This is a genomic window from Streptomyces sp. NPDC002076 (assembly GCF_053593835.1).
The window spans coordinates 21,430-47,544 of record NZ_JBSFDI010000004.1; the positions used below are offsets into that span (position 1 = coordinate 21,430).

Annotated in this window: 24 protein-coding genes and 2 pseudogenes; 9 read left to right on the plus strand and 17 right to left on the minus strand. The window is 72.4% G+C overall.

Annotated elements, in window-relative coordinates; genetic code table 11:
• Window positions 1–448 (minus strand): annotated as a pseudogene (locus ACWCQS_RS09775) (hypothetical protein); the annotation flags it as partial.
• 55 nt (window positions 449–503) lie between these two features.
• Between ACWCQS_RS09775 and ACWCQS_RS09780 the strand changes: the two are divergent.
• Window positions 504–1,328, plus strand: a complete 825-nt coding sequence (locus tag ACWCQS_RS09780) for a peptidoglycan recognition protein family protein (RefSeq protein WP_451004299.1) — start codon at window positions 504–506, stop codon at window positions 1,326–1,328.
• A gap of 72 nt (window positions 1,329–1,400) precedes the next feature.
• Window positions 1,401–1,649 (plus strand): annotated as a pseudogene (locus ACWCQS_RS09785) (hypothetical protein); the annotation flags it as partial.
• Between the two features lie 20 nt (window positions 1,650–1,669).
• Here the strand turns inward: ACWCQS_RS09785 and ACWCQS_RS09790 are convergent.
• Both ACWCQS_RS09790 and ACWCQS_RS09795 read right to left on the minus strand, forming a co-directional pair.
• Window positions 1,670–2,188 carry a DUF4240 domain-containing protein gene (locus tag ACWCQS_RS09790; RefSeq protein WP_451004300.1) on the minus strand — a complete coding sequence of 173 codons (519 nt, stop codon included), beginning with the start codon at window positions 2,186–2,188 and terminating at the stop codon, window positions 1,670–1,672.
• A 67-nt stretch (window positions 2,189–2,255) separates the two neighbouring features.
• Complete coding sequence (locus ACWCQS_RS09795) at window positions 2,256–3,281, minus strand: helix-turn-helix transcriptional regulator (protein WP_451003954.1); 1,026 nt, start codon at window positions 3,279–3,281, stop codon at window positions 2,256–2,258.
• Window positions 3,282–3,361: 80 nt separating this feature from the next.
• On the opposite strand from ACWCQS_RS09795, the gene ACWCQS_RS09800 reads away from it, so the two are divergent.
• Window positions 3,362–3,919: a serine/threonine-protein kinase gene (locus ACWCQS_RS09800; protein ID WP_451003955.1), complete on the plus strand. Its 558-nt coding sequence runs from the start codon at window positions 3,362–3,364 to the stop codon at window positions 3,917–3,919.
• Entirely contained in the window at window positions 3,913–4,137 is a 225-nt protein-coding gene (locus tag ACWCQS_RS09805) for a hypothetical protein (protein ID WP_451003956.1), read from the plus strand. Before ACWCQS_RS09800 ends, ACWCQS_RS09805 begins: the two co-directional genes overlap by 7 nt.
• Window positions 4,138–4,194: 57 nt before the next feature.
• On the opposite strand, the gene aceE is transcribed toward ACWCQS_RS09805, so the two are convergent.
• From aceE to ACWCQS_RS09840, 7 genes are all read right to left on the minus strand, one after another.
• Window positions 4,195–6,906 (minus strand): pyruvate dehydrogenase (acetyl-transferring), homodimeric type, encoded by a 2,712-nt coding sequence (gene aceE, locus ACWCQS_RS09810; protein WP_451003957.1) that lies wholly within the window; start codon window positions 6,904–6,906, stop codon window positions 4,195–4,197.
• Between the two features lie 270 nt (window positions 6,907–7,176).
• Window positions 7,177–7,800, minus strand: coding sequence for a GntR family transcriptional regulator (locus ACWCQS_RS09815; protein ID WP_388621605.1), 624 nt, complete (start codon window positions 7,798–7,800; stop codon window positions 7,177–7,179).
• Window positions 7,801–7,975: 175 nt separating this feature from the next.
• Window positions 7,976–9,799 carry a 2-oxoglutarate dehydrogenase, E2 component, dihydrolipoamide succinyltransferase gene (sucB, locus tag ACWCQS_RS09820; RefSeq protein ID WP_451003958.1) on the minus strand — a complete coding sequence of 608 codons (1,824 nt, stop codon included), beginning with the start codon at window positions 9,797–9,799 and terminating at the stop codon, window positions 7,976–7,978.
• 61 nt (window positions 9,800–9,860) lie between these two features.
• Window positions 9,861–11,249 carry a dihydrolipoyl dehydrogenase gene (gene lpdA / locus ACWCQS_RS09825; protein WP_388621601.1) on the minus strand — a complete coding sequence of 463 codons (1,389 nt, stop codon included), beginning with the start codon at window positions 11,247–11,249 and terminating at the stop codon, window positions 9,861–9,863.
• A gap of 290 nt (window positions 11,250–11,539) precedes the next feature.
• A complete protein-coding gene (locus tag ACWCQS_RS09830; RefSeq protein ID WP_451003959.1) occupies window positions 11,540–13,084 on the minus strand; it encodes a leucyl aminopeptidase in 1,545 nt (514 codons plus the stop codon).
• Window positions 13,085–13,368: 284 nt separating this feature from the next.
• The gene (locus ACWCQS_RS09835) at window positions 13,369–13,977 is read right to left on the minus strand and encodes an RDD family protein (protein ID WP_451003960.1); all 609 of its coding nucleotides are present in this window, start codon (window positions 13,975–13,977) and stop codon (window positions 13,369–13,371) included.
• A 60-nt stretch (window positions 13,978–14,037) separates the two neighbouring features.
• Window positions 14,038–14,823, minus strand: a complete 786-nt coding sequence (locus ACWCQS_RS09840) for an adenosylcobinamide-GDP ribazoletransferase (protein WP_451003961.1) — start codon at window positions 14,821–14,823, stop codon at window positions 14,038–14,040.
• A 60-nt stretch (window positions 14,824–14,883) separates the two neighbouring features.
• Here ACWCQS_RS09840 and ACWCQS_RS09845 point away from each other — a divergent pair, with 60 nt between their 5' ends.
• On the plus strand, window positions 14,884–15,648 hold the full coding sequence (locus tag ACWCQS_RS09845) for a hypothetical protein (protein WP_451003962.1): 765 nt from the start codon (window positions 14,884–14,886) through the stop codon (window positions 15,646–15,648).
• Here the strand turns inward: ACWCQS_RS09845 and ACWCQS_RS09850 are convergent.
• The 3 genes from ACWCQS_RS09850 to cobT all read right to left on the minus strand — a co-directional run bounded on the left by ACWCQS_RS09850 (window position 15,588) and on the right by cobT (window position 19,387).
• Complete coding sequence (locus ACWCQS_RS09850; RefSeq protein ID WP_451003963.1) at window positions 15,588–16,364, minus strand: hypothetical protein; 777 nt, start codon at window positions 16,362–16,364, stop codon at window positions 15,588–15,590. The two genes, ACWCQS_RS09845 and ACWCQS_RS09850, sit on opposite strands and share 61 nt — an antisense overlap.
• Before the next feature lie 10 nt (window positions 16,365–16,374).
• Entirely contained in the window at window positions 16,375–18,171 is a 1,797-nt protein-coding gene (locus ACWCQS_RS09855; RefSeq protein ID WP_451003964.1) for a phosphatidylglycerol lysyltransferase domain-containing protein, read from the minus strand.
• 136 nt (window positions 18,172–18,307) lie between these two features.
• Window positions 18,308–19,387 carry a nicotinate-nucleotide--dimethylbenzimidazole phosphoribosyltransferase gene (cobT, locus tag ACWCQS_RS09860; RefSeq protein ID WP_451003965.1) on the minus strand — a complete coding sequence of 360 codons (1,080 nt, stop codon included), beginning with the start codon at window positions 19,385–19,387 and terminating at the stop codon, window positions 18,308–18,310.
• Window positions 19,388–19,520: 133 nt separating this feature from the next.
• Here cobT and ACWCQS_RS09865 point away from each other — a divergent pair, with 133 nt between their 5' ends.
• A complete protein-coding gene (locus ACWCQS_RS09865) occupies window positions 19,521–20,504 on the plus strand; it encodes a class I SAM-dependent methyltransferase (protein ID WP_451003966.1) in 984 nt (327 codons plus the stop codon).
• A 46-nt stretch (window positions 20,505–20,550) separates the two neighbouring features.
• Here ACWCQS_RS09865 and ACWCQS_RS09870 read toward each other — a convergent pair whose 3' ends face one another.
• Window positions 20,551–21,753: a bifunctional adenosylcobinamide kinase/adenosylcobinamide-phosphate guanylyltransferase gene (locus tag ACWCQS_RS09870; protein ID WP_451003967.1), complete on the minus strand. Its 1,203-nt coding sequence runs from the start codon at window positions 21,751–21,753 to the stop codon at window positions 20,551–20,553.
• Between the two features lie 188 nt (window positions 21,754–21,941).
• Between ACWCQS_RS09870 and ACWCQS_RS09875 the strand changes: the two genes are divergently transcribed.
• Window positions 21,942–22,154: a hypothetical protein gene (locus tag ACWCQS_RS09875; protein WP_055709718.1), complete on the plus strand. Its 213-nt coding sequence runs from the start codon at window positions 21,942–21,944 to the stop codon at window positions 22,152–22,154.
• A 46-nt stretch (window positions 22,155–22,200) separates the two neighbouring features.
• On the opposite strand, the gene ACWCQS_RS09880 is transcribed toward ACWCQS_RS09875, so the two are convergent.
• The 3 genes from ACWCQS_RS09880 to ACWCQS_RS09890 form a co-directional block, all read right to left on the minus strand.
• A complete protein-coding gene (locus ACWCQS_RS09880; RefSeq protein ID WP_451003968.1) occupies window positions 22,201–23,241 on the minus strand; it encodes a S1C family serine protease in 1,041 nt (346 codons plus the stop codon).
• Between the two features lie 56 nt (window positions 23,242–23,297).
• Window positions 23,298–23,999, minus strand: a complete 702-nt coding sequence (locus tag ACWCQS_RS09885; protein WP_451003969.1) for a class I SAM-dependent methyltransferase — start codon at window positions 23,997–23,999, stop codon at window positions 23,298–23,300.
• An 83-nt stretch (window positions 24,000–24,082) separates the two neighbouring features.
• Entirely contained in the window at window positions 24,083–24,712 is a 630-nt protein-coding gene (locus tag ACWCQS_RS09890; RefSeq protein ID WP_451003970.1) for a DUF3043 domain-containing protein, read from the minus strand.
• A gap of 245 nt (window positions 24,713–24,957) precedes the next feature.
• Here ACWCQS_RS09890 and ACWCQS_RS09895 point away from each other — a divergent pair, with 245 nt between their 5' ends.
• Window positions 24,958–25,749, plus strand: a complete 792-nt coding sequence (locus ACWCQS_RS09895) for a PspA/IM30 family protein (protein WP_388621576.1) — start codon at window positions 24,958–24,960, stop codon at window positions 25,747–25,749.
• Between the two features lie 33 nt (window positions 25,750–25,782).
• The gene (gene pspAA / locus ACWCQS_RS09900) at window positions 25,783–26,061 is read left to right on the plus strand and encodes a PspA-associated protein PspAA (protein WP_451003971.1); all 279 of its coding nucleotides are present in this window, start codon (window positions 25,783–25,785) and stop codon (window positions 26,059–26,061) included.
• Window positions 26,062–26,115 lie beyond the last annotated feature (54 nt).

The window sequence follows — 26,115 nt, forward strand, 5'->3', positions numbered from 1 at the left end:
CGGAGACGGTGTCGGTCACGTCGGGGCCGTCGGTCATATCGGCCACGCTGTCGGACACACCGCAACCGTCGGCGGCGCCGGAAACGCCGTCGGACAAGCCGGGACCGTCGGTCGTACCGGAGGCGCTGTCCGATCCCCCTGGGGCGTCGGTCACGCCGGAGACGGTGTCGGTCACGTCGGGGCCGTCGGTCATTCCGGCCACGCTGTCGGACACACCGGAATCGTCGGTCACGCCGGAGACGGTGTCGGTCACGTCGGGGCCGTCGGTCATTCCGGCCACGCTGTCGGACACACCGGAACCGTCGGCGGCGCCGGAAACGCCGTCGGACAAGCCGGGACCGTCGGTCGTACCGGAGGCGCTGTCCGATACACCCGGGGCGCCGGTCACGCCGGAGACGGTGTCGGTCACGTCGGGGCCGTCGGTCATATCGGCCACGCTGTCGGACACACCGCAACCGTCGGCGGCGCCGGAAACGCCGTCGGACAGGCCGGGGCCGTCACGGATCCCGCCCTCACCGGGGGTCCGGCGCCGGGTCGCGCGGCGGATACCCGGTGTCCTGCCGGTGCTGCTCGGCTCTCTGCCCGGGCTGGTGGCCGTTCTCGTGCTGGCCCTGTGCCCCACCGGTGTCGAGGGCTCCGCCGTGGCGCGCTTCGACCGGCCCGTCCCGGCCCGCACCCCGGTCACCCACCGCGCCCCCCGGCCGCACATCGTGCCCCGCTCCGTCTGGCTGGGCGCCGCCGCGCGCACCCAGCCGCCGCCGCGCTACGACGACAAGGTGGTCGCCGTCTTCCTGCACCACACCGACTCGCCGAGCGACTACGACTGCGCCGACGCGCCGGAGATCATCCGCCGCCTGTACGCCGGCCAGACCGGCGTCCGGAACTGGGACGACATCGGCTACAACTTCCTCGTCGACCGCTGCGGCACCATCTACGAAGGCCGCGCCGGAGGCGTAGACCGGGCCGTCACCGGCGCCCACACCCAGGGCTTCAACCACCGCACCGCCGGCATCGCCGCCATCGGCACCTTCACCGCGGGCGTGCCCGTGCCCCGGGCCATGACCGACGCGATCGCGGCACTGGCCGCCTGGAAGCTCGGCCTGGCCGGCATCGACCCGCGGGCCAGCGTCCGGCTGGTCTCCAGCAACAGCCTCAGCCGCTACCAGGCCGGCACCAAGGTCACCCTGCCGGTCCTGGCCGGCCACAACGCCGGGTTCATGACCAGCTGCCCCGGCGCCGCGCTCACCGCCCGGCTCCCCGAGATCAGGGAGCAGGCCGCGCGCCGGCAGGGCCGGACCACTCCGGTATGGCCCATAGGAACCCCCTAGGTACCACGCAGCCCGCTCCGAGCCATGCGCCCTACGGTCGTGGACGTCACAAGCCGACTGGAGGTGGGGATCATGAAGAACAGTCGTACGGGTGAAAAGGTCACGGCCGCAAGCACGGCCGAGAGCACGGAGCGGGCGCGCTGGACGCGGACCGCGCGCGGCCCCTGGGTGGTGCTCTGCGCGGTCGCGACCGTCGTCCTCGGCCCGGCCGCGGCCACCGCGTCCGCCCTCGACCAGGCCAACGCCGCGCCGCTGCACCACGCGGTGCGCGCCGACCAGCCGCAGGCGCATCTGCCGGCCGACAGCCTCCGCAGGCGCGCGGTCGGCCGAGCCGGGGCGGGCTACTCCCGGAAGCGGTCCCACAGCCGGGGGAACCGTGCGGCGAGCGCCCGCTCGTTCTCGAAGTCCACCGGCGAGCCCTCCGGTTCGGCGGGCGCGGGGGCAATGCCCAGATCGGGCGCGACAGTGCCGGTCAGCTGCTCGTAGGCCTCGTCCGCCGCGTAGCCCAGCTCCTCGCCGTCGCCGTCGATCTCCTCGTCGAACTCGTCCAGCAGCTCGGCCAGCGCGTCGGGATCGTGCAGGGCGCCCTCGTAGACCTCCCGGCCCTGGCCGATCAGCCAGCAGCGGAAGAAGTCGAAGGCGTCGTCGCTGGCCCCGTCCAGCAGCAGCCAGGCCGCGCCCCACAGGTCCCAGCGGTAGGCGCGGTTGTAGCGGGCCTCGAAGTGACGGGCGAAGTCCAGGATCAGATCGGGGTCCAGCTGGAGCAGCCGGTCCACGAGCACGTCGGCCTGTTCCTCGGGGTCGCCCTCGGCGGTCTCGCGGGCGGCGTCGATCAGCTCCCAGAACTCCGTCTCGTCCATCACGGCACCAGCATCGGGCCTCCACCCGTGCGACGCACGCGGAGTACGCCGGAGTACGGCGGGATCGTTATCCGGCGTCCGCACGGCCCTCGGGGCGCGCACCGCCGTACAGCGCGGCCAGCCGTGCCGCGTCCCCGGCGAACCGCTCGCGCAGGCTCTTCGGCGCGAGCACCTCCGCCTCCGCGCCGAGCGCCGTCAGCTGCGCGTGCGCCACCTCCTCGGACTCCACCGGCAGCGTCACCGTCACCCAGCCGACTCCGTCCGGCTCGACGGCGCCGCTCAGCGCCTCGCGCGCCGACACGGGATCGACGGCGTACCGCAGCATGCGCGCGCCCTCCGGAGACAGCCGTACGACGACCTCGGCGCGCAGGATCGAGCGCGCGAACCGCTCGGCCTGCTCGGCCCAGTGACCGGGCAGATCGAAGTCCGGATCACGGGCGAACCGTTCGTCCAGGGGCGCCACCTCGCTGAACCGGTCGATCCGGTAGGTCCGGAAGGGGCCGTCGCCGGTCCGGGAGGTGCCGTCGCCGGCCACCCGTGCGCACAGGTACCAGACACCCGCCTTCAGCACGAGCCCGTACGGCTCCAGCACCCGCTCCACCTCACGCTCGCCGCGCCGGTAGCGGGCGGTGACCCGGCGGTCGTCCCACACCGCCTCCGCGACCGCCGGCAGCAGCCCGGGCGTCTCCGGCTCCCGGAACCAGGCCGGCGCGTCCAGATGGAACCGCTGGGCGGCGCTGTCCGGGGCGTCCCGCAGCGAGGGCAGCAGCGCCGCGGACACCTTCAGCCGGGCCGCGGAGGCGGCGTCCTCCAGCCCCATCTCCCGCAGCGCCCCCGGCACTCCGCTCAGGAACAGTGCCTCCGCCTCGCTCCTGGCCAGCCCCGTCAGCCGCGTCCGGTATCCGCCGACCAGCCGGTAGCCGCCGGCCCGGCCCCGGTCCGCGTACACCGGCACACCCGCCTCGGACAGCGCCTGCGCGTCCCGGGTGACCGTCCGCTCCGACACCTCCAGCTCCCGGGCGAGTTCGGCTGCGGTCATGGACGGCCGGGACTGCAGCAGGAGCACCATCTTGATGAGCCGGGCCGCACGCATGGCGCCAGCCTGCCACGAAGCCCGCCGGCCCGGCGGTGATCTCCTACGCTGGGGGCACATGGGGAGCGGGGAAGGGGGGCATGCGGGGGGAGATCCTCGACGGCCGGTACGAACTGGTCGAACGGCTGGGCCGGGGCGGAATGGGGCAGGTGTGGGCGGCCCGCGACACCCGGATGCACCGGGAGGTTGCGGTCAAGCTCGTCACCGCGCTGCCGCGGATCGGCGAGCACGAGACCTTTCTCCGGTTCCGCCGCGAGATCAGGTCGGCGGCACAGCTGCCCGGCCGGTACACGGTCATCGCCCACGACTGCGGCGAGGCCGTCCTGGACGACGAACGCGTGCTCTACATGGTGATGGAGCGCCTGACCGGGCGGACCCTGTACGACGAGGTCGTGCAGGAACGTCCGTCCTGGCGGCGCGCCGTGGCCTGGGCACGGCAGGTCGCCGCCGCGCTGGACGCCGCGCACCGGCAGGGCATCGTGCACCGGGACATCAAGCCGGAGAACGTGATGTTCGACGCCGAGGGCGACCTGAAGGTGGTGGACTTCGGCATCGCCAAGTTCCTCGGCGACACCGTGCTCGTCAGCGGACTCACCGGCACCGGCGTCGCGCCGAGCGCCGGGCCGAGCAGATGGTGACCGAGGCGCAGGAGAAGGCCGACCGGATCCTTTCGAACGAGGCGGTGAGCGGCCTGCGCAGCACGGTGGCCACGATCATCGCCGACAGCAGATTCACCCCGGTCGGCGGCCTGGTCGAGCAACGCGCGGGCATACTGCGCCAGTTATCCGAACTGCAGGATGCGCTGTCCCGCTTCGACGCCCCCTCGACCGGCCGGGAACCGGCCACCAAGGGATGAAAAAGCGACGGCCGGCCCGGCGATGCCGGACCGGCCGTCTCCCGTTGTGGGGCCGTCTTACAGCCCGTACTTCTCCCGGGCCTCCTTGACTGCCGTGGCCTTCACCTCGCCGCGCTTGGCGAGCTGGGCCAGGGCCGCGACGACGATCGACTGGGCGTCGACGCCGAAGTGGCGGCGGGCGGCCTCACGGGTGTCCGACAGACCGAAGCCGTCGGCGCCCAGCGAGGACCAGTCCTGCTCGACCCACTGCGCGATCTGGTCCGGCACCTGGCGCATGTAGTCGGAGACGGCCAGCACCGGGCCCTCGGCGCCCTGCAGCGCCTGGCGGACGTACGGCACCCGCTCCTCGCCGCGCAGGAGGGCGGCGTCCGCCTCCATCGCGTCGCGGCGCAGCTCCGACCAGGAGGTCGCGGACCACACGTCGGCGGCCACGCCCCACTCCTCGGCGAGCAGCTTCTGGGCCTCCAGGGTCCAGTGGATCGCCGTACCGGAGCCCAGCAGCTGGATGCGCGGGGCGTTGGCGGCCGGGGACAGCCCCGCCGACTCCGCTGTGTTGAAGCGGTACAGGCCCTTGACGATGCCCTCGTCGATGCCGAGGCCGGCCGGCTTGGCGGGCTGCGGCAGCGGCTCGTTGTAGACCGTCAGGTAGTAGAAGACGTTCTGGTCCTCGCCCGGCTTGGCCTCGCCGTACATCCGGCGCAGACCCTCACGGACGATCACCGCGATCTCGTAGGCGAACGCGGGGTCGTACGACAGCGCGGCCGGGTTGGTCGCGGCGATGACCGGCGAGTGGCCGTCGGCGTGCTGCAGGCCCTCACCGGTGAGGGTCGTACGGCCCGCGGTCGCGCCGACGAGGAAGCCGCGGCCGAGCTGGTCGCCGAGCTGCCACATCTGGTCGGCGGTGCGCTGCCAGCCGAACATCGAGTAGAAGATGTAGAACGGGATCATCGCCTCGCCGTGCGTCGCGTACGCGGTGGACGCGGCGATGAAGTCGGCCATCGAACCGGCCTCGGTGATCCCCTCGTTGAGGATCTGGCCGTTCTTGGCCTCCTTGTAGTACATCAGCTGGTCGCGGTCGACCGGCTCGTACGTCTGGCCCTTGGGGGAGTAGATGCCCAGCGACGGGAACAGGCTCTCCATGCCGAAGGTGCGCGCCTCGTCGGGGACGATCGGCACCCAGCGCCTGCCCGTCTCCTTGTCGCGGACCAGGTCCTTGACCAGGCGGACGAAGGCCATCGTGGTGGCCACGTTCTGCGAGCCGGAGCCCTTGTCGAAGGCGGCGAACGCCTTCTCGGCCGGGGCCGGCAGCGGGGCCAGGGCGTGCGTACGGCGGGCCGGGGCCGGGCCGCCGAGGGCCGCGCGGCGCTCCTGGAGGTAGCGGACCTCGGGGGAGTCGGCGCCCGGGTGGCCGTAGGGGACCACGCCGTCGACGAAGTCGCTGTCCTTGATCGGCAGGTCGAGGCGGTCGCGCATCGCCTTGAACTCGTCCACCGTCAGCTTCTTCATCTGGTGGTTGGCGTTCTTCGACGCGAAGCCCTCGCCGAGGGTGTGGCCCTTGACCGTCTGGGCCAGGATCACGGTCGGCGCGCCCTTGTGCTCGACGGCGGCCTGGTACGCGGCGTAGACCTTGCGGGCCTCGTGACCGCCGCGCGAGAGGTGGAAGCACTCCAGGATCTTGTCGTCGCTCAGCAGCTTCGCCATCTCGGCGAGCGCCGGGTCCTTGCCGAAGAAGTCGGCGCGGATGTACGCGGCGTCGCGGGTCTGGTACGTCTGGATCTGCGCGTCCGGTACCTCACGCAGCCGGCGTACGAGCGCGCCGGTGGTGTCGAGCTGGAACAGCTCGTCCCAGGCCGTGCCCCACAGCGTCTTGATGACGTTCCAGCCGGCGCCGCGGAACTGGGCCTCCAGCTCCTGCACGATCTTGAAGTTGGCGCGGACCGGGCCGTCGAGGCGCTGCAGGTTGCAGTTGATGACGAAGGTGAGGTTGTCCAGCTCCTCACGGGCGGCGAGCGCGAGGGCCGCCGTCGACTCCGGCTCGTCCATCTCGCCGTCGCCGAGGAACGCCCACACGTGCGAGGACGAGACGTCCTTGATGCCGCGGTTGGTGAGGTAGCGGTTGAAGCGCGCCTGGTAGATCGCGGAGAGCGGGCCGAGGCCCATCGACACCGTCGGGAACTCCCACAGCCAGGGCAGGCGGCGCGGGTGCGGGTACGACGGCAGGCCGTTGCCGCCGGCCTCCTGGCGGAAGTTGTCCAGGTGCGCCTCGTTCAGGCGGCCGTCGAGGAAGGCGCGGGCGTAGATGCCGGGGGAGGCGTGGCCCTGGATGTACAGCTGGTCGCCGGAGCCGACAGCGTCTTTGGACTCCTTGCCCTTGAAGAAGTGATTGAAGCCAGTTTCGTAGAGCCACGCGGCGGAGGCGAAGGTGGCGATGTGGCCGCCGACGCCGTGCTTGCTGCCCCGGGTCACCATGGCGGCCGCGTTCCAGCGGTTCCAGGCGGTGATCCGGGCCTCCATCTCCGGGTCGCCGGGCAGGGCCGGCTCGGCGGAGGTGGGGATGGTGTTGACGTAGTCCGTCTCGAGGAGCTTCGGCAGCGCGATGCCGCCCGCCTCGGCGCGCTCCAGCGTGCGGCGCATCAGGTACGCGGCGCGGTGCGGCCCGGCCTCCTTGGCGACGGCGTCGAGGGAGGCCTGCCACTCGGCGGTCTCCTCCGGATCGCGGTCGGGGAGCTGGTCGAGCGCGCTCGGCTGGATGGCGTTGGGGTCGGTCATGTCGCCGCCTTCCTCAGTCGAAGGGGGTTCCCTCATCGGTAAGGGTTCGGGGGTGCCCTAGGTCTTTGGCAGGACAGGGCGGGGACTTCGGTGGAAGTCCGTCGGCGACTGTAACTCCCTGATCGATGATCGATCAAAGGGTTGAGGGGGAAAAAGTCTCGATTCCGAGAAAGTCGGCACGGGGTGCCTTCGGCGATGGCACCCGGTGACGCGATTTCGCCTTGTTTTCGCAGGTGGAGCGGCGTTTGAGCATGGGGCCGCTCGGCTGAATCAAGCGCGCGGCGCGCAGCCCAGAACGTGCGCCTTCACGATCTCCGCGATGCGGGGGTCCCGGCGCTTGAAGGCGGCCACCAGCTCCTCGTGCTCCTCCGCGTACGACTGCTGGACCGTGCCCAGCCAGCGGATCGACAGCGCCGTGAAGACCTCGATGCCCAGGCCCTCCCAGGTGTGCAGCAGCACCGAGTTGTGCGCGGCGCGCACGAGTGCGCGGTGGAAGCCGACGGTGTGGCGGACCTGGGCGGTGCCATCGGCCTTGCGGTCGGCCTCGTACAGCGCCAGGACGTGCGGCTCCAGGGCCGAGCAGTCCTCGGCGAGGCGTTCGGCCGCCAGCTCAGCCGCGATGGCCTCCAGGCCGGCCCGGACGGGGTAGCTCTCCTCCAGGTCGGCCGCCGTCAGGTTCCGTACCCGCACGCCCTTGTTCGGCGCGGACTCGATCAGCCGCAGGGACTCCAGCTCGCGCAGGGCCTCGCGGACCGGCGTCTGGCTGACCTCCAGCTCCGTGGCGATCCGGCGCTCCACGATCCGCTCGCCCGGCTGCCAGCGCCCGCTGACGATTCCCTCCACGATGTGCTCGCGGATCTGTTCGCGCAGCGAGTGGACGACGGGCGCGGTCATGGAGGCTCCTTAGGGAGGGCTGACGTTTAGACAATAAGGCCGGACGCTCCGGTTGGAAGGGCGCGTGGGGGTGCTTTGGCGCAGGTGAGACGAGGCTTACACGCAGCGCGAGCCGACAAACACGAACACCCCGCCCGGAAAGCTCCGGACGGGGCGCCGTACTGCCGAAGGGGCGTCAGAGGCCGAGCTCGACCTCGAACTCACCCGCCTCCAGGATCGCCTTGACCGCCGTCAGGTAACGGGCCGCGTCGGCGCCGTCGACCAGGCGGTGGTCGTAGGAGAGGGTCAGGTAGGTCATGTCGCGGACGCCGATGACCGTGCCCTCCTCGGTCTCGATGACGGCCGGACGCTTGACCGTGGCACCGATGCCGAGGATCGCGACCTGGCCCGGCGGCACGATGATCGTGTCGAACAGCGCGCCGCGCGAACCGGTGTTGGAGATGGTGAAGGTCGCGCCGGACAGCTCGTCCGGGGTGATCTTGCTGGCGCGGACCTTGCCCGCCAGCTCCGCCGTGGCCTTGGCGATGCCCGCGATGTTGAGGTCGCCGGCGTGCTTGATGACCGGGGTCATCAGGCCCTTCTCGGAGTCCACCGCGATACCGATGTTCTCGGTGTCGAAGTAGGTGATCGTGCCCTCGGCCTCGTTGATCTTGGCGTTGATGACCGGGTGGGCCTTCAGCGCCTGCGCGGCGGCCTTCACGAAGAACGGCATCGGGGAGAGCTTGACGCCCTCACGCGCCGCGAACGAGTCCTTCGCCTGGCCGCGCAGCTTCATCAGGCGGGTGACGTCGACCTCGACGACCGACGACAGCTGGGCCTGCTCGTGCAGCGCCTTGACCATGTTGTCGCCGATGACCTTGCGGATGCGAGGCATCTTGACGGTCTGGCCGCGCAGCGGGGAGACCTCCAGCGCCGGGGCCTTCTTCGCGGCGGCGGCCGGAGCGGCGGCGGCCGGAGCGGCGGCGGCCGGAGCCGGGGCAGCGGCGGCGGCCTTCGCGGCCTCGGCGGCGGCGATGACGTCCTGCTTGCGGATACGGCCGCCGACGCCGGTGCCCTTGACGGTGGCCAGGTCGACGCCGTTCTCGGCGGCGAGCTTGCGCACCAGCGGGGTCACGTAGGCGCCCTCGTCGGTCGCCTGGGTGGCGGTCGGGTGGGTCGGCGCGGTGGCCGGGGTGACCGGAGCCGGAGCCGGAGCCGGGGCGGGCGCCGGAGCCGGAGCCGCGGTGGCGACCGGGGCCGGGGCGGCAGCGGCGGGAGCCGGAGCCGGGGCGGCCGGGGCCGCGGGGGCAGCCGGGGCCGGGGCCGGAGCGGCCGGGGCAGCGGCGGCCGGGGCCGGAGCCGGGGCGGCCGGAGCCGGAGCGGCGGCCGGGGCGGCACCCGGGGCGCCGATGACGGCGAGCTTGGCGCCGACCTCGGCGGTCTCGTCCTCGTTCACCACGATCTCCAGCAGCACGCCGGAGGCGGGCGCGGGGATCTCGGTGTCGACCTTGTCCGTGGAGACCTCGAGCAGCGGCTCGTCGGCCTCGACGGAGTCGCCGACCGACTTCAGCCAGCGGGTGACGGTGCCCTCGGTGACGGACTCACCGAGCGCGGGCAGGACCACGTCCGTGCCGGTGGCGCCACCGGCCGGGGCGGCGGGGGCCGCCGGAGCCTCGGGGGCCGGGGCGGGGGCCGGAGCCTCGGCCACCGGAGCGGCGGGGGCCGGAGCCGGCGCCGGAGCCTCGGCAGCGGCGGGGGCCGGGGCGGCCGCGGGGGCGCCGGTGCCGTCGTCGATCACGGCCAGCTCGGCGCCGACCTCGACCGTCTCGTCCTCGGCGACCTTGATGGAGGACAGCACACCGGAGACGGGCGAGGGGATCTCGGTGTCGACCTTGTCGGTCGACACCTCCAGCAGCGGCTCGTCGGCCTCGACGCGCTCGCCCTCGGCCTTCAGCCAGCGGGTGACAGTGCCCTCGGTGACGCTCTCACCGAGCGCCGGAAGGGTTACGGAAACCGCCATGGTTTCGGTTGCTCCTAACGAATTGCGGAAGTCTGTGTCGTCGCGCCCGTGGACCGAAGGCTCAGTCGTGGGAGTGCAGCGGCTTGCCGGCCAGGGCAAGGTGCGCCTCGCCGAGCGCCTCGTTCTGCGTCGGGTGGGCGTGGATGAGCTGGGCGACCTCGGCCGGCAGCGCCTCCCAGTTGTAGATCAGCTGGGCCTCGCCGACCTGCTCACCCATGCGGTCGCCGACCATGTGGACGCCGACCACGGCACCGTCCTTGACCTGGACGAGCTTGATCTCGCCCGCGGTCTTCAGGATCTTGCTCTTGCCGTTGCCCGCCAGGTTGTACTTCAGAGCGACGACCTTGTCCGCGCCGTAGATCTCCTTGGCCTTGGCCTCGGAGATACCGACGGAGGCGACCTCCGGGTGGCAGTACGTCACCCGCGGGACACCGTCGTAGTCGATCGGAACGACCTTCAGACCGGCCAGACGCTCCGCCACCAGGATGCCCTCGGCGAAGCCGACGTGCGCGAGCTGGAGCGTCGGGACGAGGTCACCGACGGCGGAGATGGTCGGAACGTTGGTGCGCATGTACTCGTCGACGAGGACGTAACCGCGGTCCATGGCGACCCCGGCCTCCTCGTAGCCCAGGCCCTGCGAGACCGGGCCACGGCCGACGGCGACGAGGAGGACCTCGGCCTCGAACTCCTTGCCGTCCGCCAGGGTGACCTTCACGCCGTCCTGGGTGTACTCGGCCTTCTGGAAGAAGGTCCCGAGGTTGAACTTGATGCCGCGCTTGCGGAACGCGCGCTCAAGAAGCTTCGAAGAGTTCTCGTCCTCGACCGGGACGAGGTGCTTCAGGCCCTCGATGATCGTGACGTCCGAACCGAAGGACTTCCACGCCGAGGCGAACTCGACGCCGATGACGCCGCCGCCCAGGATGATCGCGGACTTCGGCACGCGGTCCAGGACGAGGGCGTGGTCGGAGGAGATGATCCGGTTGCCGTCGATCTCCAGGCCCGGCAGCGACTTCGGCACGGAGCCGGTCGCCAGCAGGACGTGGCGGCCCTGGATGCGCTGGCCGTTCACGTCGACGGAGGTGGGGGAGGACAGACGCCCCGCACCCTCGATGTACGTCACCTTCCGGGACGCGATGAGACCCTGCAGACCCTTGTACAGGCCCGAGATCACGTCGTCCTTGTACTTGTGGACGGCCGGGACGTCGATGCCCTCGAAGGTGGCCTTGACGCCGAACTGCTCGCTCTCGCGGGCCTGGTCGGCGATCTCGCCCGCGTGCAGCAGGGCCTTGGTGGGGATGCAACCCCGGTGCAGGCAGGTGCCGCCGACCTTGTCCTTCTCGATCAGGGCGACGTCCAGGCCCAGCTGCGCCCCGCGCAGGGCCGCGGCGTAACCACCGCTACCACCGCCGAGGATCACTAGGTCGAAAACGGTGCTGGCGTCGTTCGCCACGTCACGTCCTCCATGCATGTGCGCCTTGCGCCGATCTCCTGTGACCGGCGGGCGGCTGGTGTCCGGCCGCTTGATGCTTCGGCCCTTCGGTGGGGGCCCTGTCCTGCCGGGCTCCATCTTTGCACTTGTTCGAGACGAACGATGCGCCGGGCTGGAGGTGAGACGTCCCACGTTCACGTGGCACGAACGGGAAAGCGGCCGACACAGAGGGGCGTGGGGAACTGCGCGAACGAGCCCCACGCCCCTGCAGCCGTCACTCGAACCGGGCGCCCCGAGTCAGTGGGCGAACGTCAGCCCAGGTCACCCGCAGCGGTCAGCTCCGCGAGGCGGACCAGCGTCCGGACAGCGGATCCGGTGCCGCCCTTCGGCGTGTACCCGAACGGCCCGCCCTCGTTGAACGCCGGTCCGGCGATGTCCAGGTGCGCCCAGGTGATCCCCTCGCCGACGAACTCGCGCAGGAACAGACCGGCGACCAGCCCGCCGCCCATCCGCTCACCCATGTTCGCGATGTCGGCGACCTGGGACTCCATGCCCTTGCGCAGATGCTCGGGCAGCGGCATCGGCCAGGCCGGCTCGCCGACCTCCTCCGCCGCCTCGTGCACCGCGGAGCGGAACGCGTCGTCGTTGGCCATGACACCGAACGTCCGGCTGCCCAGCGCCAGCATCATCGCGCCGGTGAGGGTCGCGACGTCCACGATCGCGTCCGGGTTCTCCTGCGAGGCCGCCCACAGCGCGTCCGCGAGCACCAGCCGGCCCTCGGCGTCGGTGTTGAGGACCTCCACGGTCTTGCCGCTGTACATGCGCAGCACGTCACCCGGGCGCGTCGCGGAGCCGGACGGCATGTTCTCCGCCAGCGCCAGCCAGCCGGTGACGTTGACCTCCAGGCCGAGGCGCGCGGCGGCGACGACGGCGGCGAACACGGCGGCGGCACCGCTCATGTCGCACTTCATCGTCTCGTTGTGCCCGGCCGGCTTCAGCGAGATGCCGCCCGAGTCGTAGGTGATGCCCTTGCCGACGAAGGCCAGGTGCTTGTCCGCCTTCGGGTGGGTGTACGACAGCTTCACCAGGCGCGGCGCGGCCGAGGAGCCGCTGCCGACGCCGAGGATGCCGCCGTAGCCGCCCTTGGCCAGGGCCTTGTCGTCGAGCACCTGCGCCTTGATGCCGTGCTCCTTCGCCGCGGTCTGCGCGATGCCGGCGAAGGCGGCGGGGGTCAGGTCGTTCGGCGGGGTGTTGATCAGGTCGCGGGCGCGGTTCAGCTCCTCGGAGACCGCGACGGCGCGGGCGACGGCCCCCTTGTGGGCGGCGTCGCGCGGCTTGCCGCCGAGCAGCGCGGCCTCGGCCAGCGGCGCCTTGCCGTTCTTGGCCTTGGCGTCCTTGCCGTTCTCCTTGTAGACGTCGAAGGAGTACGCGCCGAGCAGGATGCCCTCGGCGATCGCGCCGACGGCGCCGGGGCTGTCGACCGGCAGCGCGAAAGCGGCCTTCTTGGAGCCGGCGAGCGCGCGGGCGGCCACGCCGGCGGCCCTGCGCAGCGCCTCGGCGTCATAGCCCTCGTCGCCCGCGTCCTCGCTCTTGGCGTCCGGCTCCGCGCCCAGGCCGACCGCCACGACGATCGGTGCCTTGAAGCCGGCCGGAGCGGGCAGCTTCGTCAGCTCGCCCTCGGCACCCGAGGCGCCGAGGGTCTCCAGGACGCCGGCCAGCCTGCCGTCGTACGCCTTGTCCACGGCCTCGGCGCCCGGCGCCACGACGGGGCCCTTGGTGCCCTTGGCGACACCGATCACGATCGCGTCGGCCCGCAGGCCGGGCGCCGCAGAGGTGCTGAGAGTCAGAGCAGTCACGGTGGTGAAATCTCGCTTCCGATGTATTGCGATCCTCGATCGCCCTGTAGGGCAATCGCCGGTGCAGGGTGGGTGGGCCCCAGAGCCGACCCTAGGTCCATGCCTGGGTGCAGGTGGCAACCGGGGCCTTCACCCTGTCGGCGAACACCCGGGACGAGACTACGCGCGTGCGCGCGTTCGCTCATTCCTGCGGGCGTTCACCTGTGCGTGGCGTCATGGTCACTTCCGCCCTCCTCGCCCTGGGGCCCGCAGTGCTCGCCGCTCCGATCAGGCGGCGCGGGCGCTCACCCCTGGGGCACGCTGCCCATCGGGCCGGACTCCGTCCGCCGAAGGGCGCCCACGACCGAGGTGCCGGCCAGCCGGTCGGCGAGGGAGCGGCGGCCGGGGAAGACCACCGTCAGCGCGTTGACCAGGAACAGCAGCACCGCGATGGCCCACACCAGCAGCGAGAGGCCGAACTCCCCCTCGATCAGCAGCACACAGGCCAGCGCGAACACCGCGACGTCGGCGGCGGTGGTGACGGCGGCGCGGCGCAGGGCGTGCCGGGACAGCCGAGGGGTGACGCGCAGGCCGAGCAGGCCCTTGCCCAGGGTGCGGCCGAGCAGTGCGATGCAGGCCCACTGGTAGAGGAACGTGACGACGACGAGCGCGCCGAAGGCCTCCTCGACGTCCAGCACCACCTTGTCCCACAGGGACAGGCCGAGGTGCTCGGAGGCGCCGACGACATCGCCGCGCGAGGTCACGAGGTCGAGGCCGCCCTTGGTGGCCAGCTCCGGCACGTCGGTCACCAGCGCGGTGATCCGGTGGAAGGTGAGGATCGCGAGCAGGGTGGCCGCCGACGCGATGAGCGCGAAATCTATGAACCAGGCCGCGATGCGGCGCAGCTTCAGCACGGAACTCCCCCGATGTGTCACTCTCTTGTCCGTGTACGGGCGGTGAGCTTAGCGGGCGCCTCAGTGGCCCAGGGACAACACGATCAACGCCGATGTCGCCGCCGTCTCCGCCAGTGCGCCGAAGACGTCCCCCGTCACCCCGCCGAACCGGCGTACGCAGCGGCGCAGCAGGAGTTCGGCCGCGGCCAGGGACAGCAGGACCGCTGCCGCCGCGCGCACGGCGCCGTACGGGCCAAGGGCCGTCCCCCAGGCGGCCGAACCGATCGTGAAGGACGCGGTGACGGCCAGCGCGCCCGGCACCGGCACCACCCCGGCCACCGCCGCCCCCAGCCCCTCGGGCCGGGCGGCCGGGATCCCCGCACGGGCGGCCAGGGTGAGGGCGAGCCGGGCGGTGACCGCCGAGACGACGGCCGCCAGGGCACCCCGGGTCCAGGAGTCGTCGTACAGCTGGGCCAGGACGGCGACCTGGGCCAGGAGCACCAGGACCAGGGTGATGACGCCGAACGGGCCGATGTCCGACTGCTTCATGATCCGCAGCGCGTCCTCCGCGGGCTTGCCGCTGCCCAGCCCGTCGGCGGTGTCGGCCAGGCCGTCGAGGTGCAGCCCTCGGGTGAGAGCCGCCGGTACGGCGACGGAGGCGACGGCGGCGAGCAGCGGGCCGGCGCCCAGGAGCAGGAGCAGAAGGCCCAGGCCGGCCGCGCAGGTGCCGACGACCAGTCCCGCGACCGGGGCGCTCAGCATCCCGCCGCGTGCGGCCTCGCGGTCCCAGCGGTGCACCCGGACGGGCAGCACGGTGAGGGTGCCGAAGGCGAAGCGGAGGCCGTCGAGCGGTGAGGACTTGGGCACCGGCGAAGGTTACCCGGCGGTCGCGGAGCCGCTTTCCGCGCCCGGGGATAAGGTGCGCATATGGGGCACTGGTGGGTGCGGAACATCGTCGAACCGGGAAAGCTCCCGCTGTTGCTCGCCCTCGCCGCCTTCCTGCTCACCTTCGTCGTCACCCGGGTGATCACCCGGCTGATCCGGGCCGGCAAGGGCCCGTTCAAGAACGTCAGCGCGGGCGGGCTGCACATCCACCATGCCGTCCCCGGGGTCGTCCTCACCATCGTCGGCGGGTTCGGTGCGGTCGCCAGCGACCGGCAGGGCGTCGGCGGTGCGATCGCCGCCGTGGTGTTCGGGATGGGTGCCGGGCTGGTCCTGGACGAGTTCGCGCTGATCCTGCATCTGGACGACGTCTACTGGACCGAGGAGGGCCGCAAGAGCGTCGAGGTCGTGGTGCTCACCGCCGCGCTCGTCGGGCTGCTGCTCGCCGGGTTCTCCCCGTTCGGCGTCAACGACCTGTCGCAGCAGGAGTTGCAGGACCGAGGTGGTGCCCTCAGCACCATCGCCCTGAACTTCCTCTTCGCCCTCGTCGCGCTGAGCAAGGGCAAGGCGCGCATCGCGGTCTTCGGGGTGATCGTGCCGCTGGTCGCGCTGCTCGGCGCCGTGCGGCTGGCCCGCCCCGGCTCCCCGTGGGCCCGCCGCTTCTACGGCCGCCGCCCCCGCGCCCGCGCCAAGGCCGCGCTGCGCGCCTACCGGCACGACCGGCGCTGGGCCCGGCCGAGCCGCGCCGTTCAGGACTGGATCGGCGGCAGGCCCGACCCGCGCCCGGCCCGGCTGCCCGACCGCCGCTGAGCGCGCCGCGGCGGGCGGCCGTACGCGCGCCGCAGCCAGGGCCCGCAGCGCAGCCGCAGTTCGTGGCCGTACCGGTGCCGCACCGCCACCGCGAGGCAGATCAGCCCGACGGCCATCAGCGCGGCCAGATGTTCCTTGCCCGCCAGGTTCTCCTTGAGCAGCACCTCGGCGACCATCGCCACGGTCACCGCGCTGGAGGTCACGTACGCGCCGTAGCGCCAGCTCACGAACACGGCGAGGCCCACCACGGCCGCCGACGGGCCGGTGTCCACCACCTGCGCGTCCGTCCACGGCAGCCCGAAGAAGGCATGCGTGCCCAGCGAGATGCCGAGGCGTGCGTAGAGGGTCCCGGCGAGCGTGGCGGCGTACGCGATGACCAGCGTGCGCCACCAGCCGATGCAGATCTCGGCGATCCCGAACACCAGCAGGAGCTGCGTCAGCGCGCCCCACACCGGCAGGTCCAGCGCCGGCACGAACAGCGACAGGGGAGTGCGCAGCAGGGCCAGCCACAGCGGGTCCTCGGCCCGTACGGCGCCCACGTCCTGCACGAACTGATAGCCCCACGGCCGGTTCTGCACATACTGCAGCAGGGCCGTCAGACACACGGCGCCGAGCGTCATCGGCACCGCCCGCAGGCGCCGCTTCGGCAGGGCCGTGCGTACGGTGACGTACAGCAGCCCCCACTCCTCACGGGCCCAGCGGGCGAGCGCTCTCATCGAACGGTCCTCATCGGTGTGTGTCCAGGTGCCTGCGGTGCAGCCACTTCGGCAGTCCCGGCGCCTCCAGGAACCCCTCGGCACGCGCTGACGCGAGGCCGATGCGCAGCAGGTCCGCGCTCTTCTCGAAGAGCAGGAACCGTGGCTCCCAGATGGGCCGGTACTTGGCGTTGGCGCGGTACAGCGACTCGATCTGCCACCAGCGGGAGAAGAAGCTGAGCAGCGACCGCCACAGCCTGAGCACCGGACCGGCACCCAGGCGCGCGCCACGTTCGAAGACCGATCTGAACATCGCGAAGTTGAGTGACACCTGGGTGATCTCGATCTCGTCGGCCCGCCGCAGCAGCTCGATGACCATGAACTCCATCAGTCCGTTGTCGGAGTCCCGGTCCCGGCGCATCAGGTCCAGCGACAGCCCGTGCGGCCCCCACGGCACGAAGGACAGCAGCGCCCGCAGCCTGCCCTCGGCGTCCGTGCACTCCAGCATCACGCACTGCCCGTCCTCGGGGTCCCCGAGCCGGCCGAGCGCCATGCTGAAGCCACGCTCGGTCGCCCCGTCCCGCCAGTCGTCCGCCCGCTGCACGAGATACGCCATCTCGTCCGCCGGGATGTGCGCGTGCCGCCGGATCCGCACCTCGTACCCGGCCCGCTTCACCCGGTTGTACGCCTGCCGGACCGTGCGCATCGCCCGGCCCTCCAGCGTGAAGTCGGCGACCTCCACGACCGCCTCGTCGCCGAGTTCCAGGGCGTCGAGCCCGTGCCGGGCGTAGACCGTCCCGGCCTCCTCGCTCGCGCCCATCACCGCCGGGATCCATCCGTGCGCCCGCGCCTCGGCCAGCCACGGCACGATCGCGCCCGGCCAGGCCTCCGGATCGCCGAGCGGATCACCGGAGGCCAGGCTCACCCCGCCGACCACCCGGTAGGCGACGGCCGCCTTGCCCGTGGGCGACCACACCACGCTCTTCTCCCGGCGCAGCGCGAAATAGCCGAGCGAGTCCCGCTCGCCGTGCCGGTCCAGCAGGCCCCGCAGCTGCTTCTCGTCGTCCTCGGTGAGCGGGTCCACGGCGCGTCGGGAGCGGAACGCGGCGTAGAACACGGCGAGCACGAGGGCCGTGCTGAGCACGTTGACGGCGACGTTGGCCCAGTTCGGAGGGGCGATCCCGGGGAAGCGGTTCTCGTCGGCGGCCACCGACACCAGGCGCAGGGTGCCGTAGTGCCAGCGCTCCAGGAAGGTCGAACGGGCCGCGTCCGGCGCCTGGTTGGTGACCGTCACCAGCAGCCCGGCCAGCAGGCTCGCGGCCAGCCCGCCGCCGACGGCGACCGTCGCCGCGAGCCGCGGGTTGGACCGGTCGCCCTTGGCGTAGAACTCCCGGCGGCCCATGAGCAGCGCGCCGACGAACACGGCCGTGAGCGCCAGCGAGACCCAGTTCTGCGCGTACCGCCGGATCTCCGGGAACGCCATGGCGAACGCGAACAGCGCGAGGAAGGCCCCGCTGATCACCAGGTTGAGGATCCAGGCGGCCCGCTTCCTGCGCCGCATGGTGATCGCCAGGAAGGCGGTGAACACGCCCGAGGCGAAGCCGGCCGTCAGCAGATACGGGGTGAAGAAGTCGTCCTGGTTGTGCCGGCGCACGTCCTGGCCGAGCGAGACCCAGACCGCGCTGAGGAAGTTGATGAAGGCGACGGTCCGCAGGTACCAGACGGCGAAGGCGGCGGCCCGCCGGGAGGCCCCGGTGGACCGCCGCCCCTGCTCACCCGGACGTTCCGGTTCGGCTTGCTGCGGCGCGGCAATTCGGGCATCTCCCATGAGGCAGGATCATATGGGCGCCGCCCTGACGAACCACACTTTTCCGCCGGGGGGCGGTGCCTGCCGATCTTTTCCGCCACAATGCGCGACCAGCCGGTACGGCAGTGATCGACGGTGCCGAACCGGCCGAAACCGACTACTCCTTCTCCTCTTCCGGCTCCTTCTCGGCCCCGGCCTTCTCGGGAAGCTCCGCCGCCAACGCCGCCGCGGCCCGCACCAGCGGCAGAGCCAACAGCGCACCCGCGCCCTCGCCGACCTTCACCCCCTGCTCCAGCAGCGGCTCCAGGGCCATCCGGTCCAGCGCCTTCGCCTGCCCCGGCTCCCCGCTGTCGTGCCCGGCCAGCCACCAGTCCGGTGCCCGGAACGCGACCCGCTGCGCGACCAGCGCACACGCGGCGGCCACCACCCCGTCGAGGATCACCGGCAGCTTCCGCACCGCGCACTGCAGCAGGAACCCGGTCATCGCCGCGAGGTCCGCCCCGCCCACGGTCGCCAGCAACTGCAACTGGTCCCCGAGCACCGGCCGCGCCCGCCTGAGCGCGTCCCGGATCGCCGCGCACTTGCGCATCCACGCCAGGTCGTCGATCGCGAGCCCGCCCCGCCCGGTCACCACCGAAGCATCGGTCCCGCACAGCGCGGCGATCAGCACCGCGGCGGCCGTGGTGCCGCCCACGCTGATGTCGCCGAGCACCACCAGGTCCGTACCCGAGTCGGCCTCCTCGTCGGCGACCGCGATGCCCGCGCGCAGCGCCGCCTCGGCCTCGTCCAGGGTGAGCGCGTCCTCGATGTCGATACGGCCGCTGCCGCGCCGCACCCGGTGCCGTACGACGTCCTCGGGGAAGGCGTCCGGCGCGCAGTCCAGGGCCATGTCCACGATCCGTACGGGCACCTCCTGCCCCCGCGCGAGCACGGACACCGGGCTCGCGCCCTCCAGCACGGCCCGCACCAGCTGCTCCGCGCTGCCGGCGGGGCGCGCCGAGACGCCCAGTTCGGCGACGCCGTGGTCACCGGCGAAGAGGATCACCTTCGGCCGCTCCACGGTCCGTACCGGTACGGCGCTCTGCGCGGCGGCCAGCCACTCGCCCAGCTCGTCGAGGCGGCCCAGCGCCCCGGGCGGCACGATCTGGCGCTCCCGACGGGCCTCGGCGTCACGGCGCACGCCCCCGTCCGGGCGCTCGATCAGATCGGTGAAGTCGTCCAGATTAAGCCTGCTCATTCGCCGAACAGTACCGCCAGAGAACGAACGCTTCCGCGCCACATGGTCACCACACCCCCACAACGTCATTGCACTCAAGATCGGGACCCCATACGTTCCGGTTTGCAGCGGAATGTCGCACAGGGAGCCGCCCATGCCGCCCTCGCCCCCGACCACGCCCCGGGTCGCCGACCTGTTCCACGAGCCGCGCCGCGAGAACTGCCCCTGGTGCGGCGGCGGGAACCTGCGCACGCGGGCGCGGGCCGCCGCCCCGGGGCCGGCCGATCCCGGCACGTTCGTCGTGGACCAGTGCCGCGACTGCGGGCACGCCTTCCAGAACCCGCGGCTCACGGCGGAGGGCCTCGCCCTCCACCGCCTTGACCTCATCGCCGGCCAACTGGACGACTTCGCCGAGCGGGTCCTCTCCAGCCGGGCGGTGCGCCGCCGGCACCGGGCCGCCGCCCGCACGATCCTGCCGCTGGCCGAGCCGGAGAGCTGGCTGGACGTGGGCACGGGCCACGGCCGCTTCCCGCAGACGGCGAAGGAGGTCTTCCCCTACACGTCCTTCGACGGACTGGACCCGACCCCCCGCGTCGAACAGGCCCTCCGGGAGGAGCGCATCGAGGAGGCGCACATCGGAGACCTCACGGATCCCTGGGTCCTGGCCCGCCTGCGCTCCCGCTACGACGTCGTCAGCATGTTCCACCACCTGGAGCACACGCCCAACCCGCGCGCCGAGCTCCGCGCAGCCCTGGCCGCCCTGCGGCCCGGCGGCCATCTGCTCCTCGAACTCCCCGACCCGCGCAGCGCCTTCGCGGCACTCCTCGGCAACTGGTGGCTCCCCTACGGCCAACCCCGCCATCTGCATCTGCCGCCGCCGGCCAACCTGTGCGCGGAGCTGGCGAGCCGGGGCTGCGAGATCCTCATCACGGACCGCCGCGCTGCGCACATCCCGTACGACCTCTCGGCGGCCCTCACCATCGCCCTGACCCACGTCCCCGCACCGCTCCGCAGAGCAGCGGCCCCTCTCACGGCCACCGCGTCCGCCGTGGACCACGCGCTGGCTCCGCTGGTGCGCCGCACTCGCTTCTCGAACGCGTACCGAATCGTGGCCCGCAAGGCGGAACAGCCCACATAGCCGCGGGCAGACCCAACCCCTGGCCGGCTCCAGCACCGGGCATCCTTCAGCCCCGGAGCACCACAGCCTGCCCGGCGACGACCAGCAGCACCTGCTCGCACTCCGCCCCGAACGCCGCGTTCAGCCGCCCCAGTTCATCCCGGTACCGCCGCCCGGACGCGGTCGCCGGCACGATCCCCGACCCCACCTCGTTCGACACGGCCACCACCGTCCGCCGAGTACGGCGCACCGCCTCCGTCAGCTCCCGCACCCGCTCCCGCAGGGACTTCTCACCCCCGCCCGCCCACTCCGCGTCGTCCCACGCTCCCACGGCGTCCATGACATCCGTCAGCCACAGCGACAGACAGTCGATCAGCAGCGGCGGTCCGTCCTCGCCCAGCAGCGGCAGCAGGTCCGTCGTCTCCGCCGTACGCCACGACCCCGGCCGGCGCTCCCGGTGCAGAGCCACCCGCGCCGCCCACTCGGTGTCCCCGCCCCGCGTCCCGCCGGTCGCCACGTACAGCACGTCCGGGAAGGACTCCAGCCGCCGCTCGGCCTCCACCGACTTGCCCGAGCGCGCCCCGCCCAGCACCAGCGTCCGGCGTGGCACGTCCGGCACGTCCTCGTACGCGCCGACCGCCAGCGTCGTACCGTCCGGCACCGCCCGCGCCCCGGCCGCCGCCAGCCGGCGCCGCAACTCCGCGCCGGGCGGCACATCGTGGTCGAGGTGGACCGCCAGGACATCCGTCGTCGGGCCGACCGAGCCCACCGCCCGCAGCCGGGCCAGCGCGTCGGGGCGGTCCACCACGTCCGCGAGGACCATGTCGTACGACTCCGCCGTCGCCTCCTCCAGGCCCGCCGGCGCCCCGCCCGGCGGCAGATACAGCAGCCGCTGCCCGTCCGGCCCGGTCACCGCGTACCCGGTGCCGCCCGCGTCCATCGCCACGGCCCGCACCCGATGCCCCGTCAGCAGCGCCAACTCCCGCCCGTCCGGCACGCGCCCGGGCTGCGGCAGCCCGGCCGGCACCTCCACCGCGGGTCCGTCGTGCGGATGGGACAGCAGCACCTGCCGTACCCCGGCGAGCGAATGCCCGGCCCGTGCCGCCGCGAAGGCCGCGCCCGGGGTGAGGTCGAGGAGCAGCGCCCCGTCCACCAGCACGGCGGTGGCCGCCCGCGCGTCCGGCCCGAGCGCCATCGCACACGCGGCGCACGGGCAGTCGGGGCGGGGCAGCCCAGCAGGGGCACCGGTACCGAGCAGAGTGATGTCCACGGGACCGATTCTCACCTGCCCGCACAGGCACTGCTCACTGCGGCGCCCCGAAAAAGGGGTGCGCGTACGCGGCGCCGCCGGTGGGCGCGACCAGCCCCGACCGGACCCGCGGATGATCCACAGCCTCTAACGGCCGAACCCGCGGACCGCATACTCTTCCAGCAGGTGTTGGATCGAAGGAGGCCCACATGACGGCATGGACGTGGCGGTTCGAGAAGGCCGACGGGACGGAGGTCCAGCCCGCGGTGCAGCCCGAGGAGTTCACCACCCAGGGGGATGCCGAGTCCTGGATCGGCGAGCACTGGAAGGCGCTCCTGGAGGGCGGCGCCGACCAGGTGCGGCTGTTCGAGGAGAACACCGAGATCTACGGCCCGATGAGCCTGCACGCCGACGCGGCGTAGCCGGCGCCGTCGGCGTGGCGGGGTACGGCCGCGGTCGTACCCCTCGTCACTGCTCGCCCAGCGTCACCTCCACCGTCTTCTCGGCGCCGCCCCGCTGGTAGGTCACCGATGTCTGCTGACCCGGCTTGTCCGCCGCCAGCGCCACCGCGAGGGAGGTGACGGTGGAGATCGGCCGGCCGCCCACCTTGGTGATGATGTCGCCCGGGCGCAGTCCCGCCTTGTCCGCCGCACCGCCGGGTCTGACGGTGACCACCGCCACCCCGGCGGGCTGGTAGCGGTCGTCCACGACCGACCGCGCGGTGATGCCGAGCGCGGCCCGGCCGGAGTTGACGACCTTGCCCTTCTGCACGATCTGCCCGGCGATCGTCTGCACCATCGACGCCGGGATGGCGAACCCGATGCCGGGCGCCGCGTTGCCCCCGAGCTGCGGGTCGGCGGCGGCGAGCGTCGGGATGCCGATGACCTGACCGGCGAGATTGACCAGCGCGCCGCCGCTGTTGCCCGGGTTGATGGCGGCCGAGGTCTGCACCATGTTCGCGAGCGTCGCGCCCGTGGCCCCGCCGGGGGCCTCGCTGACGGTGCGTCCGGTCGCCGAGACGATGCCCTGGGTCACGCTGGACGCCAGCCCGAGCGGTGAGCCCATGGCCAGCACGATCTGGCCGACCTCCACCTTCTCGGAGTCGCCGAACGCCGCCGCTCGCAGCCCGGTCGGCACCTTGTCCAGCTTGATCACGGCCAGGTCCTGCTCGGGGTAGGAGTACACCAGGCGCGCGGTGAGCGGCTCCTCGCTGTTGGCCGTGGTCACCTTGAAGGTCTTCTCCGACCCGACCACGTGCGCGTTGGTGACGATGTGTCCCTTGCCGTCGTACACCACCCCGGAGCCCAGTCCCTGGCTCGCCTGGATCTGCACGACCGACGGCAGGACGTCCTTGATGACCTTCTGGTACCGGCTCTGCAGATCACCCGCGGCCATCGGGGCGGCCGCCCGCGCGGCCTCGGGAGCGTCCGCCGTACAGCTCGCCACGCAACACACCAGCGTGACCGCGACGGCGGTCCTCCGCAGGGCAGGGATCGGGGAAGCTTCCATGCCCCGAGTCTCACCGCGCGCCGATCACCCGGCCCGCGGTGTTGAGCCGAACGGTCTCAGCCCCGTACGCCGCACAGGTGCAGCAGCGCCGCCACACCGCGGTAGGGGTCCGTGCGCCCGGCCCGCTCCTCGACCGCGAGCAGCGTCTGAAGGTCGTCCGGGATCTCCGCGTCGTCCGCCGCCGTGTCCGTGAAGACCCGCACGCCGTACCAGGCGTGCAGCGGGGCGGCGATCCCGGCGAGCGTGGCGGTGAGGGCGGCCAGCCGGTCGGCCCGTACGTCCAGGCCGAGCCGGTTGTGATAGGCGGTGGTGTCGAAGGCGGCCAGCGCGCCCGCCCAGTCCCCGGCCAGGCCCGGGCGCATGGCGAGCGCGTCGCCGTTGCGGACGAGCAGGGAGAGGAGCCCGCCGGGGGCGAGCATCCGGGCCAGGCCCGCCACCAGCGGGTCCGGCTCCTCGACGTACATCAGCACCCCGTGGCACAGCACCACGTCGAAGCTGCCCGGCAGGAAGTGCACCCCGGTGTCCCGGCCGTCGCCCTGCACCAGGCGGACCCGCTCACGGATGCCCTCCGGCTGCGCGGCCAGCGCCTCACGCGCGGCGGCGATCATCGTCGCGTCCTGCTCGACCCCGGTCACCTGATGGCCGAGCCGGGCCAGCCGCAGCGCCTGCGTGCCCTGGCCCATGCCCACGTCGAGCACCCGCAGCCGCTGCCCGATGGGGAACCGCCCGGCTATCTGCTCGTCCAGCTGCCGCGCCACCAGCTCCTGGCGTACGACGTCCCGCAGCTTGCCCAGCTTGTTCAGCCAGGCGTCGGCCGCACCCCCGGTGAAGGCGTCTGCGCTCAGGGCCGCTCTCCGCGCTTGACCTGCGGCTTCGGCAGCCGGAGCCGGCGCATCTGGAGGGAGCGCATCAGGGCGTAGGCGACCGCGCCACGCGTGTTCTCGTCCGGGAAGCGCTCCTTGAGCCGCTTCTTCAGCCGGTAACCGCTGAACGCCGCGTCCAGCACGATCAGCACGATCACCACCAGCCACAGCAGCAGCGCGATCGACTGGATCGCCGGCACCCGCACCACGCTCAGCACCAGGATCACCACGGCGAGCGGCAGGAAGAACTCCGCCACGTTGAACCGCGAGTCCACCCAGTTGCGGGCGAACTTGCGGACCGGGCCCTTGTCCCGGGCGGGCAGATAGCGCTCGTCACCGGTGGCCAGCGCCTGGCGCTGCCGCTCCAGTGCCTGGCGCCGGTCCTCGCGCTGGCGCTTGGCGGCCTCCTTGCGGTTGGTCGGCGTGTGGGCCACGCTGCGCCGCTGGGACTGGGCCTCACTGCGCTTGGGCGTGGGCCTGCCCTTCGGGGCCTGCGGGTCACGGGACTGCTTGGAGAGGTTCACCTGCGCCTTGTCGGCGGTCGGGGCCTTCTCTTCCTTGGCACGGCTACGGAACACAAAACCCAAGGGTACGGGCTTCACCGGCATGGACCCCAGCCCGGCGGGGAACGATCCGGCAACACCGGACGTCTGTAGGGGGACAGAGGGGACGTTCCGGTGCGGGCAGTGGGGGATCACCTACTCCTCACGCCGGAGCGATAGCGTCCGCAGTCGTCCTCGGGGATGAGCGCATCCGTCCCCGAACAGTGCGGTAATGGAGTCAGGGCCCGTACTGTGGGTCCTGTCGCAGGATCTGTGAGCTGGAGTCCGTCAGAAGGGGGCGCGCGAAGCCCATGAGCGGTGTCATGAAGCGTATGGGGATGATCTTCCGCGCGAAGGCGAACAAGGCCCTTGACCGGGCCGAGGACCCGCGCGAGACCCTCGATTACTCGTACCAGAAGCAGCTGGAGTTGCTGCAGAAGGTCCGCCGTGGCGTCGCCGACGTGGCGACCAGCCGCAAGCGCCTGGAACTCCAGCTCAACCAGCTGCAGCAGCAGTCGACCAAGCTGGAGGACCAGGGCCGCAAGGCGCTCGCGCTGGGCCGCGAGGACCTGGCCCGCGAGGCGCTGTCCCGGCGCGCCGCGCTCCAGCAGCAGGTCACCGACCTGGAGTCGCAGCACGCCACCCTCCAGGGCGAGGAGGAGAAGCTCACCCTCGCGGCCCAGCGTCTGCAGGCCAAGGTGGACGCCTTCCGGACGAAGAAGGAGACCATCAAGGCCACCTACACCGCCGCCCAGGCGCAGACCCGGATCGGCGAGGCCTTCACCGGCATCTCCGAGGAGATGGGCGACGTCGGCCTGGCCATCCAGCGCGCCGAGGACAAGACCGCCCAGCTCCAGGCCCGGGCCGGCGCCATCGACGAGCTGCTCGCCTCCGGCGCCCTGGACGACCCGACCGGCATGGCCAAGGACGACATCGCCGCCGAGCTGGACCGGATCTCCGGTGGTACGGATGTAGAGCTGGAACTGCAGCGCATGAAGGCCGAGCTGGCCGGGGGCTCCCCGCAGCAGGCCATCGAGGGCGGCACCGGGCAGGGGCAGTCCCAGCAGCAGCCGCAGGACACCCCGCGCTTCGACAAGCAGTAGCCCGGCGCCGGGACCCGAGCCGAGGAGGCCGACGTGATCGTACGGATCATGGGGGAGGGCCAGGTCAAGCTGGACGACTCCCACGTCGTCGAGCTGAACAAGCTGGACGACGAGCTGCTGGCCGAGATGGAGAGCGGCGACGAGGCGGGGTTCCGCCGCACGTTCGCCGCGCTCCTGGACGCCGTGCGCCGGCTCGGGGTTCCGCTTCCCGACGACTCGCTGCAACCGTCCGAGCTCATCCTTCCGTCGCCGGACGCGTCGCTGGAGGAGGTACGGGAGATGCTCAGCGACGACGGGCTGATCCCCGGCTGAGGGCGCCCGAGGGCTCGGGGCGCAGGGCATCTTGCCGGCACCCGTACTGTTCAG

Coding starts and splice junctions, on each gene's coding strand:
- ACWCQS_RS09895 (WP_388621576.1), top strand. CDS start 24,958: ATGAGCGGTGTCATGAAGCGTATGGGGATGATCTTCCGCGCGAAGGCG.
- ACWCQS_RS09805 (WP_451003956.1), top strand. CDS start 3,913: ATGGTGACCGAGGCGCAGGAGAAGGCCGACCGGATCCTTTCGAACGAG.
- ACWCQS_RS09845 (WP_451003962.1), top strand. CDS start 14,884: ATGGGGCACTGGTGGGTGCGGAACATCGTCGAACCGGGAAAGCTCCCG.
- ACWCQS_RS09815 (WP_388621605.1), bottom strand. CDS start 7,800: ATGACCGCGCCCGTCGTCCACTCGCTGCGCGAACAGATCCGCGAGCAC.
- ACWCQS_RS09855 (WP_451003964.1), bottom strand. CDS start 18,171: ATGGGAGATGCCCGAATTGCCGCGCCGCAGCAAGCCGAACCGGAACGT.
- ACWCQS_RS09850 (WP_451003963.1), bottom strand. CDS start 16,364: ATGAGAGCGCTCGCCCGCTGGGCCCGTGAGGAGTGGGGGCTGCTGTAC.
- ACWCQS_RS09875 (WP_055709718.1), top strand. CDS start 21,942: ATGACGGCATGGACGTGGCGGTTCGAGAAGGCCGACGGGACGGAGGTC.
- sucB (WP_451003958.1), bottom strand. CDS start 9,799: ATGGCGGTTTCCGTAACCCTTCCGGCGCTCGGTGAGAGCGTCACCGAG.
- ACWCQS_RS09865 (WP_451003966.1), top strand. CDS start 19,521: ATGCCGCCCTCGCCCCCGACCACGCCCCGGGTCGCCGACCTGTTCCAC.
- ACWCQS_RS09800 (WP_451003955.1), top strand. CDS start 3,362: ATGCGGGGGGAGATCCTCGACGGCCGGTACGAACTGGTCGAACGGCTG.
- aceE (WP_451003957.1), bottom strand. CDS start 6,906: ATGACCGACCCCAACGCCATCCAGCCGAGCGCGCTCGACCAGCTCCCC.
- ACWCQS_RS09880 (WP_451003968.1), bottom strand. CDS start 23,241: ATGGAAGCTTCCCCGATCCCTGCCCTGCGGAGGACCGCCGTCGCGGTC.
- cobT (WP_451003965.1), bottom strand. CDS start 19,387: ATGAGCAGGCTTAATCTGGACGACTTCACCGATCTGATCGAGCGCCCG.
- ACWCQS_RS09890 (WP_451003970.1), bottom strand. CDS start 24,712: ATGCCGGTGAAGCCCGTACCCTTGGGTTTTGTGTTCCGTAGCCGTGCC.
- ACWCQS_RS09795 (WP_451003954.1), bottom strand. CDS start 3,281: ATGCGTGCGGCCCGGCTCATCAAGATGGTGCTCCTGCTGCAGTCCCGG.
- ACWCQS_RS09790 (WP_451004300.1), bottom strand. CDS start 2,188: ATGGACGAGACGGAGTTCTGGGAGCTGATCGACGCCGCCCGCGAGACC.